The organism is Amaricoccus macauensis, assembly GCF_014201905.1.
In the GTDB taxonomy this organism is placed as follows: domain Bacteria; phylum Pseudomonadota; class Alphaproteobacteria; order Rhodobacterales; family Rhodobacteraceae; genus Amaricoccus; species Amaricoccus macauensis.
This window is the reverse complement of the sequence record NZ_JACHFM010000003.1, coordinates 45619-61653: the sequence shown is the minus strand read 5'-3', so window position 1 is coordinate 61653 and position 16035 is coordinate 45619. Positions and strand designations below refer to the sequence as shown.

15 protein-coding genes are annotated in these 16035 nt (G+C 68.7%); 11 read left to right on the top strand and 4 right to left on the bottom strand.

The features are described 5' to 3' along the window. Nucleotides 1–44 precede the first annotated feature (44 nt). Entirely contained in the window at nucleotides 45–1325 is a 1281-nt protein-coding gene (gene fahA / locus HNP73_RS14165; RefSeq protein ID WP_184150911.1) for a fumarylacetoacetase, read from the bottom strand. Next, the gene (hmgA, locus tag HNP73_RS14160) at nucleotides 1325–2686 is read right to left on the bottom strand and encodes a homogentisate 1,2-dioxygenase (RefSeq protein WP_184150906.1); all 1362 of its coding nucleotides are present in this window, start codon (nucleotides 2684–2686) and stop codon (nucleotides 1325–1327) included. Before hmgA ends, fahA begins: the two co-directional genes overlap by 1 nt. A gap of 169 nt (nucleotides 2687–2855) precedes the next feature. Here hmgA and HNP73_RS14155 point away from each other — a divergent pair, with 169 nt between their 5' ends. Both HNP73_RS14155 and maiA read left to right on the top strand, forming a co-directional pair. Then, nucleotides 2856–3317, top strand: a complete 462-nt coding sequence (locus HNP73_RS14155) for a MarR family winged helix-turn-helix transcriptional regulator (protein WP_184150903.1) — start codon at nucleotides 2856–2858, stop codon at nucleotides 3315–3317. Continuing rightward, a complete protein-coding gene (gene maiA, locus HNP73_RS14150) occupies nucleotides 3289–3930 on the top strand; it encodes a maleylacetoacetate isomerase (RefSeq protein ID WP_425486636.1) in 642 nt (213 codons plus the stop codon). Before HNP73_RS14155 ends, maiA begins: the two co-directional genes overlap by 29 nt. 130 nt (nucleotides 3931–4060) lie before the next feature. On the opposite strand, the gene HNP73_RS14145 is transcribed toward maiA, so the two are convergent. After that, nucleotides 4061–4969, bottom strand: a complete 909-nt coding sequence (locus HNP73_RS14145) for an AEC family transporter (protein ID WP_184150900.1) — start codon at nucleotides 4967–4969, stop codon at nucleotides 4061–4063. Nucleotides 4970–5627: 658 nt separating this feature from the next. After that, nucleotides 5628–6626 carry a sugar-binding transcriptional regulator gene (locus tag HNP73_RS14140; protein ID WP_246399839.1) on the bottom strand — a complete coding sequence of 333 codons (999 nt, stop codon included), beginning with the start codon at nucleotides 6624–6626 and terminating at the stop codon, nucleotides 5628–5630. A 134-nt stretch (nucleotides 6627–6760) separates the two neighbouring features. Between HNP73_RS14140 and HNP73_RS14135 the strand changes: the two genes are divergently transcribed. From HNP73_RS14135 to HNP73_RS14095, 9 genes are all read left to right on the top strand, one after another. Further along, complete coding sequence (locus tag HNP73_RS14135; protein WP_184150897.1) at nucleotides 6761–7708, top strand: substrate-binding domain-containing protein; 948 nt, start codon at nucleotides 6761–6763, stop codon at nucleotides 7706–7708. Nucleotides 7709–7801: 93 nt separating this feature from the next. After that, nucleotides 7802–9307, top strand: a complete 1506-nt coding sequence (locus tag HNP73_RS23920) for an ATP-binding cassette domain-containing protein (protein WP_184150894.1) — start codon at nucleotides 7802–7804, stop codon at nucleotides 9305–9307. Continuing rightward, nucleotides 9304–10284, top strand: coding sequence for an ABC transporter permease (locus HNP73_RS14125; RefSeq protein WP_184150891.1), 981 nt, complete (start codon nucleotides 9304–9306; stop codon nucleotides 10282–10284). The genes HNP73_RS23920 and HNP73_RS14125 overlap by 4 nt, the downstream gene beginning before the upstream one ends. 10 nt (nucleotides 10285–10294) lie before the next feature. Next, on the top strand, nucleotides 10295–11353 hold the full coding sequence (locus tag HNP73_RS14120; protein WP_221288684.1) for a thiamine pyrophosphate-dependent dehydrogenase E1 component subunit alpha: 1059 nt from the start codon (nucleotides 10295–10297) through the stop codon (nucleotides 11351–11353). Nucleotides 11354–11355: 2 nt separating this feature from the next. Then, the gene (locus tag HNP73_RS14115; protein ID WP_184150889.1) at nucleotides 11356–12345 is read left to right on the top strand and encodes an alpha-ketoacid dehydrogenase subunit beta; all 990 of its coding nucleotides are present in this window, start codon (nucleotides 11356–11358) and stop codon (nucleotides 12343–12345) included. After that, complete coding sequence (locus HNP73_RS14110) at nucleotides 12342–13916, top strand: alpha/beta fold hydrolase (protein ID WP_184150888.1); 1575 nt, start codon at nucleotides 12342–12344, stop codon at nucleotides 13914–13916. The genes HNP73_RS14115 and HNP73_RS14110 overlap by 4 nt, the downstream gene beginning before the upstream one ends. Then, nucleotides 13909–14244 (top strand): carboxymuconolactone decarboxylase family protein, encoded by a 336-nt coding sequence (locus tag HNP73_RS14105; protein ID WP_184150886.1) that lies wholly within the window; start codon nucleotides 13909–13911, stop codon nucleotides 14242–14244. Before HNP73_RS14110 ends, HNP73_RS14105 begins: the two co-directional genes overlap by 8 nt. A gap of 39 nt (nucleotides 14245–14283) precedes the next feature. Continuing rightward, nucleotides 14284–15774, top strand: a complete 1491-nt coding sequence (locus HNP73_RS14100; RefSeq protein WP_184150884.1) for an FGGY-family carbohydrate kinase — start codon at nucleotides 14284–14286, stop codon at nucleotides 15772–15774. After that, nucleotides 15761–16030: a hypothetical protein gene (locus HNP73_RS14095; protein ID WP_184150882.1), complete on the top strand. Its 270-nt coding sequence runs from the start codon at nucleotides 15761–15763 to the stop codon at nucleotides 16028–16030. Before HNP73_RS14100 ends, HNP73_RS14095 begins: the two co-directional genes overlap by 14 nt. Nucleotides 16031–16035 lie beyond the last annotated feature (5 nt).

Here is a 16035-nt window from a genome sequence, read left to right as displayed (position 1 = left end):
CCCGGGAGGGCGGCGGGGCCGAAGAGTCGTGTGCGGAACGCGCGTCAGGACGCCGCGGCGGCGCCCGTCTCGCTGGCCCACTCGGGCAGGTCGATCGCCGGAACGACGACGCCGGTGCACTCGCCGAAGCCGATCCGGTAGCCCGGACCCTGCGCGTAGCCGCGCAGCGTCAGCCGGTCGCCATCCTCGATGAACGTCCGCGTCTTGCCGTCGGCAAGCTCCACCGGCTCCTTGCCGTTCCACGACAGCTCGAGCAGGCTCCCCCGGTTGCCCTTTTCCGGGCCCGAGATCGTCCCCGACCCGAGAAGGTCGCCCGTCGACATCGGGCAGCCGCAGGTCGTGTGGTGGGCGAGCTGCTGCGCGGCCGAGTAATAGAGCTCGCGCACGTTCGACCGGCTGATGATCGTCTCGGTGCCGCCCGCCGGCGTCAGCCCGACCTCGAGCGCGATGTCGTAGCCGAGTGGCCGCGGCTCGCGCAGGTAGGGCAGAAGCGGCCGCTCGCGCTCCGGCGTCGGCGTCCGGAACGCTTCCAGCGCCGCCCGGGTGACGATCCACGGCGAGATCGTCGTCGCGGTCGCCTTGGCCTGGAACGGCCCGAGCGGCTGGTATTCCCAGGTCTGGATGTCGCGCGCGGACCAGTCGTTCAGCAGGACGTAGCCGAAGATCATCTCGTCCGCCTCGGCGACCGAAACCATCCCCTTCGACGGCCGGCCGACGATCGTGCCGAACTCGAGCTCGATGTCGAAGCGTGCGGCGGGGGCGAAGCGCGGCAGCTCCTCATCGGGCCGCTTCACCTGCCCCCACGGACGCACCACCTCGGTACCCGAGACGACGACCGAGGACGCCCGGCCATTGTAGCCGATCGGGATCGACAGCCAGTTCGCCGGAAGGGCGTTCTCCGGGCCGCGGTACATGGTGCCGACGTTGAAGGCGTGGTGCTTGCCCGCATAGAAGTCGGTGTACTCCGACACCCTGAAGGGCATGTGCAGAGTCGCCTCCGCCAGCGGCACGAGGTGCGGCTCGACGGTCGCGCGATCTGCCGAACCCTCCGTCAGGAGCGACGTCAGCCGCTCCCGCAGGGCCGCCCAGACCGTCGGGTCCGCCGCCATCAGCGGGTTCCACCGAGGCTCCGTCAGGTACGGCCCCCCGTCGAGCCCGATGACCCCCGTCGCCTCCAGCGCCGCCACGTCGAGGACGAAGTCCCCGATGGCGACACCGCAGCGCGGCTCCCCGCCGGCGGTCGAGAACACGCCGTACGGCAGGTTCTCCAGCGGAAAGTCGCTGGATCCCCCATTGGCGCTCTCGACCCAGGAAAGAGCCGCCATCACTTCACCCCCGGCGTGCCGTCGAACTTCTTCTCCAGCTGGTCCCAGACCTCGATGTACTCCTCCTGCATCGGCGCCTCCTTGGCGGCGAACACGGTCAGGTGCTGCGGGAAGCGGGTCTCGAACATGAACGACATGGTCTCGTCGAGCTTTTCGGGCTTCAGCTCGCCGTTCGAGGCGTGCTCGAAGGCATCGCGGTCCGGTCCGTGCGGCAGCATGCAGTTGTGCAGGCTGATCGACCCGGGCGCGAAGCCCTGCGGCTTGGCGTCGTAGACACCGTAGATGTTGCCCATGAGCTCGGACATGATGTTCTTGTGGTACCACGGCGGCCGGAAGGAATGCTCGGCCACCATCCAGCGCTCGCGGAACAGCACGAAGTCGATGTTCGCCGTGCCTTCCTGCCCCGAGGGCGCCGTCAGGACCGTGAAGATCGACGGATCGGGATGGTCGAACAGGATCGCGCCGACCGGCGAGTAGGTGCGCAGGTCGTACTTGTAGGCGCAGTAGTTGCCGTGCCACGCAACGATGTCGAGCGGCGAGTGGTCGATCCAGGTCTCGTGGAACTGGCCGCACCACTTGATGACGACGCGAGAGCGGACTTCGCGGTCCTCGAAGGCCGCGACCGGGCACTTGAAGTCACGCGGGTTCGCCATGCAGTTCGCGCCGATCGGCCCGCGGCCGGGGACGTCGAACTTCTGACCGTAGTTCTCGCAGACGAAGCCGCGGCACGGCCCCTCCAGCACCTCGACGCGGTAGACGAGGCCGCGCGGGATGATGGCGATCTCCTTCGGCTCGAGATCGATGATGCCGAGTTCGGTGCAGAACCGCAGCCGGCCCTCCTGCGGCACGACGAGAAGCTCGCTGTCGGCCGAGAAGAAGTACTCGTCTTCCATCGACTTCGTGACGAGGTAGACGTGGCTCGCCATGCCGACCTGGGTGTTGACGTCACCCGCCGTGGTGATCGTGCGCATGCCCGTCACCCAGGTCAGGTCTTCTTCGGGCACGGGGATCGGATCCCAGCGGTACTGGCCGAGGCTGATCACGTCGTGGTGGATGTTCGGCGCCGTCTTCCAGTAGGGCACGTCGATCGGAGTGAAGCGGCCGGTATGATGCACCGACGGCCGGATGCGGTAGCACCAGGTCCGTTCGTTCTGCCCGCGCGGAGCGGTGAAGGCGGTACCGGAAAGCTGCTCGGCATAGAGGCCGTACTCGCACTTCTGCGGGCTGTTCTGCCCCTGTGGAAGCGCACCGGGGAGGGCCTCGGTCTCGAAGTCGTTGCCGTAGCCGGGCATGTAGCCCTCGACGGTTCCGGTGGTCACGGCCGCGCGGATCATTCCCGCCGGCAGTTCGTATTTTGTCATGCTTGCTTCCCCCTTCTCGCGATCGACTCGTTGCATCTGCAATGATCAATACCGTTGCATATGCAATGAGTCAAGCGCCCTGTTACCCGCTCCCGCGGAAATCTACCGTTGCACGTGCAACGACTGCGACGGTAGGATCGTGGTCCCCCCAATGTGCCGGCTCGCCGAGATGACATTCGAACTCGATCGTTTCCTGCCCTACCGTCTGAGCGTGGCCGCAGGCCGCGTCAGCAGGCGTTTCGCCCGACTCTACGAGACCGAGAGCGGCCTCACCAACCCGGAATGGCGCGTCCTTGCGCATCTTGCGCAGGCCGGCACGGTGAGCGTGCGCGATATCCACGCTCGTGTCGACATGGACAAATCCAAGGTCAGCCGCGCTGCCGCGCGCCTTGAGGATGCCGGGCTGGTGCGCAAGCAGGATCACGAGACCGACCGGCGCCTCGTGGCACTGTCGCTGACCGAGGAGGGTGCGGCGATGATGGCACGGCTCGGCGCGATCGCCGGAGCGTTCCAGACCGAGCTCCTGGCCGAGCTCGGACCCTCCGCCAAGGCCTTTGAAGATGCCCTCAACCGGCTTTCCGCCGCCGGCAACACTGGAGACGATGACCACGATGACGACGACGCTGCATGACTACTGGCGGTCCTCCGCCGCCTATCGCGTGCGGATCGCCCTCGGGCTTCTCGGGATCGACTGGGACTCGATCTCCGTAGACCTGACCAAGGGCGAGCAGCGTGCACCGGAGCATCTGGCCCGGAACCCGCAGGGTCTCGTGCCGGTGCTCGATATCGACGGGCTGAGCCTCACACAGTCACTCGCGATCGTCGAATACCTCGACGAGACCCGGGACGCGGGCTTCCTACCCTCCGACGCCGCCGGCCGCGCCCGGGTCCGGGCGCTCGCCTATGCGATCGCCATGGAGATCCACCCGGTCTGCAACCTCCGCGTCGCCCGCCACGCAACCGAAGCTTCCGCCGGCGCAATCACAATGGAGGGCTGGATGCGGGCCTTCATCGCCCCGGGGCTCGAAGCTTTCGAGGCGATGCTCGACGACCCGGCGACCGGGCGCTTCTGCCACGGCGACACGCCCGGCCTCGCCGACATCTGCCTGGTCCCGCAGCTCTACAACGCCGACCGCTGGGGCGTCTCCCTCGACACCATGCCCCGCATCCGCGCCATCCGCGAAGCCCTCGACACCCTGCCAGCCGTCGTCGCCGCGCACCCGGACCGCCACAAGCCCGCATGAGCCCGGGGCACGGGCGGCGGCCGGAAGACGGCCGACCGCCCCCTCCGAGGACGCTCCACAAGGGCTCGACGCGCTCGCAGTTCGTCGTCGGTGACGCTGCCCGGCGCCGCCATGCCGGCGATCCGGGTTGTCACCGAACGTGCAGGAGCAGGAGAACCAGCGGGATCGTCACGACCGCCGCCATGGTCTGCGACGTCACGATTCCGGCCATGAACGTCGCATCGCCGTCCAGTTGTCGCGTGAGGACATAGGATGTCGGCGCCACCGGAACGGCCGAGAATACGATGAGGACTAGGGACTCGACCCCCGACAGGCCGAAGAGAAAGCCGGTGATCGCGGCAAGCGCGGGCATCACGAACAGACGCGCCGCGCCAGTCCCGATCAGGCCGGCCATGTCCTGACGCAGCGTTTCCGGCTTCAGTGCCGCGCCGACGCACAGAAGCCCCAGCGGCAGGCTGGCCTGCCCCATCAGGTCGAGAAAGCTCCCGGTTCCGAACGGCAGGCCGACCCCGGTCAGGGCCAGCGCGAAGCCGGCGACGCAGGCGAGGATCAGGGGATTCCGCGCGACGGTACCGAGGAGGGTGAGCGGCGAGCGCGACCCGGGCGCATCGGTCAGCGCGATGATCGAGACGACATTGCCGACGGGCACCGCGGCCGCGAGATAGATCGCCGCGCGCTCAAGCCCCTCGGAGCCGGCCAGGAGCGCCAGGATGGGCAGGGCGAGATAGGTGTTGAAGCGCACCACCCCCTGCAGGACAGGGCCGAACCGGGCCGCCGGCATCGGCCGGAGCCGTCTGGCAAGGCTGAGGACCACGGTGGCGATCAGGATGGTCGCGACCGCAGCCGCGCCGAGCCGCAGGACGTCCCGGTCGTAGACGGGCGCCTTCGCGAGACTGGAGACGAGCAACGCCGGAAACAGCAGGAAATAGTTGATGCGCTCGGCCGCCGGCCAGAAATCCGCGGAAGGGAACGCGCGGCGCGCGAGGAGGAACCCGAGGCAGATCAGCGCGAAGATTGGCCAGATCGTGATCAGCAGCATTTCAGTCTCGTCCCGGGCGCCCGGGGCGTTGAAACATGCCGGTCAGACGCCTGCAACTCCGGTCTGGCGGGACCCCGACCACTCAGGCCCGGTAACGCCGTCGCACAGGTCTCCCGCCTCGGCGCGCGGGCGAAGCCGCCCGAAGCGCGGCCAGCAGTGGCCAGCGCCGGGCGGGCGATCACCGACAGGCTGTCGCCGACGGGACGGCGTGCCAATCGGCGATGTCTGCCGCGAGGCCGGGCAGACAGGCGACGCTTTGCACTTGGTGGAAGAAGGACGCGGGCATGTCGTCACCAGAGTGCGGCTGAAGAAGATGGTGGGGGAGCGCAGCCTCGACCGGATGTCGCGAGGCATCGCGAGGCATGTTGTCCGGCCAAAGCTCTGAAGCCTGCCCGACTGGGGCGTGTCGCCGCGTCGGGCGCCCGCATCAAGGAGACCTGCGAGACCCGCCTGCGCTGCGGCGACCGCTGCCTGCACACACCGAAGCCCAACCCAAAACTGGAAAGTCCCGGCTTCGCGCGATCCGGAAGAGAGCAGGTCAAACTCTGCACGGCTTCGGGCTTTGTACGGGCTGCGATGGATCAGAAGGTCAGAGAATTCGGGCAGCCCTGAACTATCAGCAACATTTTCACAGCTGCGCGTCTCCATTCCGGTCAATCTATTTACCCAGGATTCTCAGGGCGGTGTCGCCGTCGATGACAAGGCCGCGCGCCACGCCGCTCCGAAGAAAGGCGTCGGCGGCGTGCTGTTTGGCAACTCCGGCGACCAGGGCGATAACATTCGTTTGCCGCAGATCGTCAAAGCCAAGTGCGATCGTGCGTGAGTTCAACTCGTGGTCGACGGGCGATCCCGCCGCATCAAAGAAGAGGCCGTTGGTATCGCCAACCGCGCCGGCCGCGCGGAGCGAGACAAGCTGATCGGCGGAAATCATCTCCTGCCGACGCAACAGCGAGGTCTCGGTCAACTCGCCGATAGAGATGTAGGCGACGGTCGCCTCCCGGGCGAGCACGAGCGCCTGCTGGACGCTGCGCTGTGCAAGCAAGACCTGCCTGTCGGCAGCAGAGTCGGCAATGAATGGCACCGGCAGGAAGTGACCCTCCCCTCCCGTCGCCCGCGCCAGCGCATGGACGACCTCGAACGGATTGTAGGCCGAATTCGCCGTCAGTGAGCCCATCAGGCTGATGAAGCGCGCGTCCGGTGCCGAGATGCCAGTGCTGTTGAGGGTCATCTGCTCGAGCGTGCGACCCCAGCCGGTGCCGATCACCGCCGTCCGGTTCGCCTGAAGGTGCCGTTTCAGGTGTGCAGCGGCGGCCATGCCGACCGCGCGGAAGGCATAGCCGCGGAGAAACTCCTCCGCCGCCTCGCCCTGGTCCCCGGCGTCGGTCTGACCAAGCTCGGGCGTACAGACGCAGAAGTCCAACCCATAGCGGCTGCGGAGTTCCTCCTCGACCGGCAGCAGCCCGACGTATGCCTGGTTGATCTGGATGCTGACGAGTCCGGACTCGCGCGCGTCGGCGAGGAGCTTGTTGATTCGGGCTCGCGTGATCCCGAGCCGTTTCGCCGCGGCCTCCTGATTGAAGCCGGCGACGTAATAGAGCCACGCCGCACGAGCCATAAGCATCTGGCTTTCATGGCCTTCCGCGCTCATCTCCAGCATACCATTCCCTCTATGACAAATGTAATCAAACTTGACATTTGTAAGATCCCGACACAAAGTTTCTCTGGCGGCGCGGACAAGCCGTCAATCGAAAGGCGCCACGCAACCAACGGCGCCAAGGGGGGAAATCTGATATGACACACCGGTTTACCGGACTGCTCGCTGCTGCCTCGGCGGCCGCCCTGCTTCTCGGCGCGAACGCCGCCACGGCGCTCGATGTCGCCTGGGTGCACTCCAACGCTGCCGCCCAGTCGGAACAGCGCGTCGAGGACGGCTTCAAGCAATGGCTCTCGGAGACCGGCAAGTCCGACTGGAACGTGAGCTTCCTCGACAGCGGCGGCTCGGGCGAGGCGACCGCCTCGAACATCCAGGACGCGGCTAACCGCGGGGTTGGCGCGATCATCATCACCATGTCCGACCTGCGCGCCTCCCGTGCCGCGATCGACGCCGCCCACGCAGCGAATATCCCCGTCTTCGCGGTCGACTCCGGCTACGTCGACGGCGTGGTTGTCGACGTCACTACCAACAACTGGGCGATGTCGGCCGACGTCTCGACCTACCTGCTCGACCAGATGGGCGGTGAGGGCAACCTCATCTTCTTCCGCATGGCCGAGCACCACGGCACGCGCAAGCGTGGTGACACGATGGCGGCGATCCTCAAGGAGTATTCGGGCGTCAAGGTGCTCGCCGAGCACAACATCGATTACACCGCCTTCTTCGAGGACACGAGCAAGTCGATGGAAGACTACGCCGCCCGCTTCGGCAGCGAGATCAATGCGGTCTGGGCACCATGGGACGAGCCGGCGCAGGCCGCCATCAACGCCATTCAGGCGGCGGGGCTCACCGGCGTCAAGGTGGTTGGCATCGACGGCCACCCGCAAGCCATCGCCGAAGTCTGCAAGCCCGACAGCATGATGATCGCCACCGTCTCCCAGCCCTTCGAGAAGATGGGCGTCCAGGTCGGCGAGTGGATCCAGGCGATCGTCGTCGACGGCAAGCCCGCGGCGGAGGTGATCCCCGCGCACACCGTCTACATGGACGCGCCGCTCGTCACCAAGCAGAACTGCGCCGACTTCATGTAATCCCGGCCTCTTCCGATCCCGTCAGGGGCAGGCCACGCGCCTGCCCCGCCCTCCCCTTCAGCGACCGGGCGCGAGTCCGGCGGGAGTCGTCACGTGGACGTCCGTCTTTCCGGCATCACGCAGCAGTTTCCCGGAACGCGCGCACTCAGCGACGTTACCGTCACTTTCCACAGCTACGAAGTCCACGGGCTCATCGGCGAAAACGGCGCCGGCAAGTCGACTCTCGTCAGCGTGCTCGGCGGCAGCCTTCAGCCGACCGCCGGCACAGTCGAGATCGGCGACGCGCCCGTCGCTCTTGCAAGCCCGCGCGACGCGCTCGTTCGCGGAATCGCCCACGTCAGTCAGGAAGGCAGTCTCGTCCCGGCACTGACCGGTGCCGAGAACATCCTGCTCGGCGACGAGCCGCGCGTCGCCGGCGGCGTGATCCGCCGCGGCGCGCTGCGCCAACGGGCTGCAGCGCTCGTGGCACGCTGGTTCCCCAAGGTCGCGATCGACCTCGATCGCCCGGTCGGCGAGCTGCCGATGGCCGACCAGAAGATCATCGAGATCGTTCGGGCGCTCCGGGGCGATGTCTCCCTCGTCATCCTCGACGAGCCGACCGCGACCCTTCCCGCCCGGGAGAAGGAACAGCTCTGGGACATCATCCGCAGCCTGCCCGCCCAAGGTGTCGGGGTGGTGCTGATCAGCCACTTCCTCTCGGAGATCAAGGCGCTTTCCGACCGCATCACCGTGCTCCGGGACGGCCGTCTCATCTGTACCGAGGATGCCGCGCGCCTGGATGAGGGCGCTCTCGTCGACATGATGCTCCGCCGCACCGGCGGCGATACATCTGTACGCGCCAAGGCGCAGGCGCGCGCTCCCGGGCCTGTCGCCCTCGCCGTTCGGGACTGGCGCGTTGGCGGTGTGCGAGTGCCGGAGTTCACCCTTCGCGCTGGCGAGATTGTCGGCCTCATCGGCCTGACCGGCTCGGGCCACTTCGGCTTCGCCCGCTCACTCTACAACGGGTCCGGCGTTACCTGCGCGGCCTTCGAGGTCGCCGGCCAACCGACCTTCCCCGGCCCGCCCCGCACCATGCAGCAGGCCGGCATCGCCCTCGTCCCCGATCATCGCATGGAAAACGCCCTGATCGGCGACTGGGACCTGCGCGAGAACCTCGGCCTCGTCCATCCGGAGCATGCGGCGACCGGTGGCGTGCTTTCCCGCCGCCGCGAGGAAGCCGAGAGCAGTCGCGTCATGCGCCTCCTCAACGTCAAGGCGCACTCCTCGGGCCAGCTCCTGCGCACCCTCTCCGGCGGCAACAAGCAGAAGATCTCGATCGGCAAGTGGCTCTATGGCGCCGAGGGCCGCTACCGGGTGATGATCTTCATCGAGCCGACCGAGGGTGTCGACATCGGCGCCAAGGCCGAGATCTACGCCGAGATGCGCCGCCTCGCCGAAACCGGTGCGGCCATCCTCATCGCCTCTTCCGATCTGCTCGAGATCGAGACCGTCGCCCACCGGGCCGTGCCCTTCGTCAGCCTCGCGCCTGGTGCGGACATTTCCCGCGACCGCTTTTCCGAGGCCACCTTCATCGCTGCCATTTCCGGAGCCGCCGCATGAGCACCACCGCCGTGCCCACCGAAGACCGCGTTCTCGGATTTCGCAAGGAGCACGTCCAGCGCTACAGCACCCTCGTCGTGCTCATTGTGATGTTCGTCGTCTTCGCGCTGACCGTCGACCGCTTCCTCACCCCGCAGAACCTGCTCAACATCGCCCAGCAGATTTCCATGCTGACGATCGTCGGCTGCGGCCTGACCTTCGGCTTTGCCGCCCGCGAGATGGACCTCTCGGTCGGCTTCACCGTCGGCTGCGCGGGCATCCTCGTGCCGCTCCTCCTCGTCGCCGGCACGCCCCTGCCGCTTGCCCTTCTCGCCGGGCTCGGCGCGGGCGTCGTCATCGGCGCGGTGAACGCCGGCCTCGTCACCCTCGTCGGCATCCCGTCGCTCATCGCGACCCTCGCCACCGGCTCGGTGATCTTCGGCATCAATTTCCTGATGACCGGCGGCCGAGCCGTCTACGGCGGCTTGCCACCGGCGTACCTGTGGCTCGGCCAGGGCCGCGTCGCCGGCATCCCCGTCCTCGCCTTCTTCATGCTCGCCGCGGTCCTGGTCGCCTGGTTCGTGATGGAGCGCACCGTCTTCGGCCGCTACGTCTATGCGGTGGGTGGCAACCAGAAAGCGGCCGAGCTCTCGGGCGTCCAGGTCCGGCGCTACAAGTCCGCGGCCCTCGTCGTCTGCTCGGTGTTCGCCGTCCTCGCGGGTGCGCTCCTCGCCGCCCGTCTCGGGTCCGGCCAGCCCAACGCCGGCGAGCGCTATCTCCTCGACGGGCTTGCCACGGTCTTCATCGGCATGACGATGCTCCGGCCGGGAACCGCGACCGTGCTTGGCACCTTCTTCGGCGCCCTCTTCATCGGCATCATCAACAACGGCCTGAACCTCGTTGGCATGGACACCTACGTCCAGTCGATCGTGAAGGGTCTGATCATTCTCGCCGCCGTGGCCGTCGTGTCGCGGTCAACCAAGCTCCAACTGCTCTGAGGCCCGCGCAATGACGAACACCAGCCCCATCGAGCGAACCGGAGAGCGCCCTGGCGCGAGCAACTCCAGGCTGCCCGAGTTCTACCGCACGATGCGCCGCATCCGCACGTTCGAGGAGCGCGTCGGCGAGCTCTTCGTCCGCGGCCAGTCGGCGGGTTCGATGCTGCACCTCTCGATCGGCGAGGAGGCGGCGGCTGCTGGCGTGTCGGCGGCGATGCGGCCACAGGACACCTTCACCACCCATCACCGTGGCCACGGCATCTTTCTGGCGCGCGGCGCCGAGCCCGCCCGGATGATGGCCGAGATCGGCGGCAAGGAAGCCGGCTACTGCCACGGCAAGGGCGGCTCGATGCACATTGCCGACATGGGCCTCGGCCATCTCGGCGCCAACGCCATCGTCGGGGGCGGCATTCCGGCCGTCGTCGGAGCCGGCCTCTCGGCCCGCCATCACGCCAGCGGGGCCGTGAGCATCGCCTTCTTCGGCGACGGCGCCACCGGCCAGGGCGTTCTTTACGAAAGCATGAACATGGCCGCGCTCTGGGGCCTGCCTGTGGTCTTCGTCTGCATCAACAACCAGTACGGCATGGGCACCCGCATCGACCAGGCGACGGCGAACACCGCGCTGCATGAGCGTGCCGCCGCTTTCGGCCTCGAAGCCATGTCCGTTGACGGCATCGACGTCGAGGTCGTCGCCGACGCCGCCCGCACCCTCGTCGAGGGCGCCCGCGCCGGCCGACCGGGCTTTCTCGCCATCTCCTGCTACCGCTTCTACGGTCACGCCCGGAAGGACAAGTCGCCCTATCGCGACGAAGCCGAGGAAACCGCCGGCCGCCTGCGGGATCCCGTCGGCCATGCCCGGGCCCGCCTGATCGAGACCGGACTCGCCGCCCAGGCCGAACTCGACGCGGTCGATGCCGACGTCGCCGCCGAAATGGATGCGACGATCGACTTTACCATTGCCGCCACCGAGCCACCGCTCGCCTCGATGTTCCGCGACGTCTACGCGCCCGACGAACCCGAGCCCGAGCCCGTCCGCACCCGCATCGACCGCGTCCTGGCGAGGGACTGACCATGATCGAACTCACCTACCGCGACGCCCTGCGCAAGGCTCTCGCCGACGCCATGACCGAGGACCCGAGCGTGATCCTCATCGGCGAGGAGGTCGGCCGCTACGGCGGCGCCTACGGCGTGACGAAGGATCTGATCCGCGAGTTCGGCCCCGAGCGGGTCATTGATACGCCGATTTCCGAGCCGTCGATCGTCGGCGCCGCCGTCGGCGCGGCGATGACCGGGCTCCGGCCCGTCGCCGAGCTCATGTACGTCGACTTCATCGGCATGACCATGGACCAGCTCGGCAACCAGGCCGCGAAGATCCGCTACATGTTCGGCGGCCAGATCGGCGTGCCGATGGTGCTCCGCACTCAGGGCGGCACCGGCCGCTCCGCCGGCGCCCAGCACAGCCAGAGCCTCGAAGCCTACGTGATGCACACGCCAGGCCTCCGGCTCGCCATGCCAGCGACCGTCGCGGACGCCTACCACCTGCTGCGCCAGGCGTTGAGGCGGCCCGACCCGGTCGTCTTCATCGAGCACAAGGCGCTCTACACGATGAAGGAGACGGTCGACCTTGATGCAGAGCCCCTGCCGTGGGGCAGGGCTGCGGTGCGCCGCGAAGGCGGAGACCTCGTGATCGTCACCTACTCCCGACAGCTCCACTACGTCATGGACGCCGCGAACCGGCTTGCTGAACAGGGCGTCGAGGCGACGGTGATCGACCTGCGCACCCTGAACCCGCTCGACTTCGACACGATCCGCGAGCGGGTGAACGCCGTCGGCCGCGCCATGGTGGTGAGCGAGGGCGTGATGACCGCGGGCGTCGCCGCTGAACTCGCGGCCCGCATCTCCGAGGAATGCTTCGACTATCTGGAGGACCCGGTCGTCCGGGTCGCCGGGGAGGACATCCCGATTTCCGTGTCCGTGGCGCTCGAGACCGGCTCCGTCCCGGGGCCGGGCCTGATTGCCGAGACCGCGCTGCGCCTCACGGGCAAGCGGGCCGCGGCATGACCACCCTGACCCTGACCCTGACCCTGACCCTGCCACGCCTCGGCGAGACGATGGAGGAGGCGACCGTCGTGAGCTGGCTCGTCGAGCCCGGCGTCGCCTTCCGCCGCGGCCAGCCAATCATCGAGCTCGAGACCGACAAGACCGTCGTCGAGTACCCGGCCCTCGGCGACGGTGTCCTCGACGAGATCCTCGCGGCGCACGGCGCCCGCATCGCCGTGGGCGCACCACTCGCCCGCGCCACCGTCCGCGATGCCGCCGAGTGGGCCGACGAGATGGCTCCCGCAGGCGCTGGCCGGCCAGACACCGATGCCGAACCCGCCGTTGGCATGGCGGCCAGCGTCGCGATGCTGCTGATGCCGCGGCTTGGCGAGACGATGGACGCGGGCACCGTCATCCGCTGGCTGGTGGCCCCCGGCGCCTCGTACGCCCGCGGCGAAGCGCTGCTCGAGATCGAGACCGACAAGACCGTGGCGGAGGTACCCGCGCTCTCCGACGGCCGCATGATCGAATACCTTGTCGCCGAAGGCGCGCGCGTCGCTGTGGGCACGCCGATCGCTACCCTTGAGGGCGAGGTCGAGGATGCTGGCGGACTCGCCACCAACTTCGCCGCCGCCGGGGTAGAGCCCAAGCCGGTCGCGCCCGCCGCGCCCGCGCCCCGCGCCACCGTGGTGCCGGGCACCCGCCGTCGAGCGACGCCGGTGGCCCGACGCCTCGCCCGCGAGGCGGGTGTTTCCCTCGACGCGATCGCAGGCACCGGGCGTCGTGGCCGGATCGAGGCCCGCGACGTGCGGGCGGCCGGGAGCGTTCGGGCGGCGAGCGGCGCCGGCCCGATCGCGTTCGACGCCGTCGGGGCGGAGCAGGCCGAAACCATCCTTCTCCTCCACGGCTTCTCCGGCGATCGGCGCGCCTGGGCGGCGATCTCTGCCATCCTCGCCCGCGCCGGCCGCCGCACCGTCGCCCCCGACCTCCCCGCCCACGGCGAGACGGCAATCGAGGCCGACACCGTCGCCGCGGTCGTGGACGCCATGACCGCCTTCGCCGACGCGCTGCCCGGCCGCCTGCATATCGTGGGCCACTCGTTCGGCGCAGTCATCGCCACGGCCCTTGCCGGTCGCCTCGGTGGGAAGGTCTCCCGGCTCACGCTCGTCACCCCGGCGGGCTGCGGGCGCGAGATCTCCGACGCGTTCGTGTCCGGCATGGCCGCGGCCAGCTCCCCGGGCGAGGTGACGCATCTTCTGCGCCTCCTCGGCCCGAATGGCGGCGCGCTCTCCGATGCCGCCCTCGGAGCGATGGCGAAGGAAACTGCGCGCGGCCGCCTCGTCGCTCTTGCCGCGGATTTTACCGGCCCGCTCGGCCAGCGGCACGACATCCTCCGTCCCCTCACCGCGCTGGCGGGACGCCTTCCGGTCCGCGCGCTCTTCGGCACGGAGGACCGCGTGATCCCGGCCACCCATGCCCTCGCCCTGCCCCCGCAGGCCGCGGTTCACTTCCTGCCGACGGGCCACATGCCGCAATGGGACGCCCCCGACGTGATGGCAAACCTCATTCTCGGAGATACCGACCATGGATGATCCCAAGGTCGCCCTCGCGGCGGCACGGCGCCGCCTCGGTGATCTCGCGGGCACCGCGCCCGCCACCATGAAGGCGATGACCGAACTCACCCGCGCCACCGGCACCGAAGGTGCCTTCAGCCCCGCGCAGAAGGAACTTGTCGCCGTGGCGATCGCGGTGACGAAGGGTTGCGAGGACTGCATCCTCTTCCACGTCGACCTCGCCCGCCGTCACGGTGCCAACGAGGCCGACCTTGGTCAGGCGCTGTCGGTCGCAATCGAGATGGGCGGCGGCCCCGCCGCGATGTACGCGAGCAAGGCTCTCGCTGCGTGGCGAGGCCTCGTCTGAACGCGCGAAAGACGCGGGCGAGATGAATGGGAGGAAGACTTGGCCTTTTACCTGACCGCGGACGGCGGAACCGAAAGCCTCCGGGCCCGCGTCTATGATCTCGCCGGCACCTGCCTCGGGCAGAAGGCTGTCGCCTACCAGACCTCCTTCTCGCCGGGCGCGCGCGCCGAACAGGAGCCCGAGGACTGGTGGCGTGCCTTCGTCGAGGCGGCGCGCGGCGCGATCGCCGAGGCCGACGTCGCTCCTTCCGAGATCGAGGCGATCGCCTATGCCACCACGAGTTGCACGGTCGTCGCGCTCGACGGCGCGGGCCGGGCGCTGCGCCCGGCGCTCCTGTGGATGGACGTCCGCGCCCACGCCGAAGCTGACGCCGTCCTCGCCACCGGCGATCCCGCGCTGAAGATCAACGGCGCCGGCGGCGGCCCGGTTTCCGCCGAGTGGATGATTCCGAAGGCGCTCTGGCTCAAGCGCAACGAACCCTCCGTCTTCGACGCCGCCGCGACAATCTGCGAGTTCCAGGATTTCCTCACCTTCCGCCTGACCGGCGAGCGGGTCGCCTCGCTCGATAACGCCGGTCTGCGCTGGCACTATGACAATCGCGGCGAAGGCTGGGCCCGGGGCATCCTGAGGGCCCTCGACCTCGAGGCGCTCGAAGGCAAGTGGCCGGACCGCGTCGTCCCGCCGGGCGAGGTGGTCGGTACGCTGACCGGCCCCGCCGCCGAAGCCCTCGGCCTGCCGCGGTCGGTCAAGGTCGTCCAGGGCGGCGCGGATGCCCTCATCGGGATGATCGGGCTCGGCGTCGCGCGACCGGGCCAGCTTGCCCTCATCACGGGGTCCTCCCACCTCCAGTTCGGTGTGACCGAGGCGCCGATACATGCCCGGGGCGTGTGGGGCGCCTACCCCGACATCGTCTATCCCGGTCGCTACATCGTCGAAGGCGGCCAGACCTCGACCGGTTCGATCATCAACTGGCTCCGGCGATTCTGCGGCGGCAATCTCGACCTCGCCGTCCTGAACGAAAAGGCCGCCGCGCTCGAGCCCGGTTCCGAGGGTCTCGTCGTGCAGGACCACTTCCAGGGCAACCGCACTCCACATACCGACCCGCTCTCCCGCGGGGCCATCGTCGGGCTCACCCTCGCCCACGAACCTCATCACGTCTTCCGTGCGATGATCGAGGGCATTGGCTTCGGAACCCGGTCAATCCTCGACGCCTTCCGCGCAGGCGGCTACGGCTCGTCGGAGATGACCGTGGGAGGCGGCGCCACCGCCTCGCCGCTCTGGATGCAGATCCACGCCGACACTGCGGGGATACCGGTGCGCATTCCCGCCTCCCCGGACGCGCCCTCGACTGGCTCCGCTGTCCTCGCGGCCAGGGGCGCGGGGCGTTTCGCCTCGATAGACGAGGGCATCGCCGCGATGGTCCGGCCAGGCACCTGCATCGAGCCCCGGCCTCGCGAGGCCGCGCTCTACGAGGAAATCTACCAGCGCTACCTTGCCCTCTACCCGGCGCTGAAGGGTGCGCTCGCATGAACGGATTCCCCTCGCGCTCCAGTGGGCTGGCAAGGTCGACGTCAAAGCCGCCACGCCAGGCCACCCCGGTAGCGACGTCAGCCTTGTCGGCCGCCCGAAGCCTTGGTGGTTCGAGACCTGGCTCGTCGGCGCCGCGGTCGGACGCCTGACGGAACCGTGCCACATCGCCCTCGCGGCAGCTTTTCTCGCCGCTCGCCCCCGATCCCGCGTCACCGGCACGGTGCTGACGGTCGGCGGCGGCCACTTTGCCATCTGAACAGG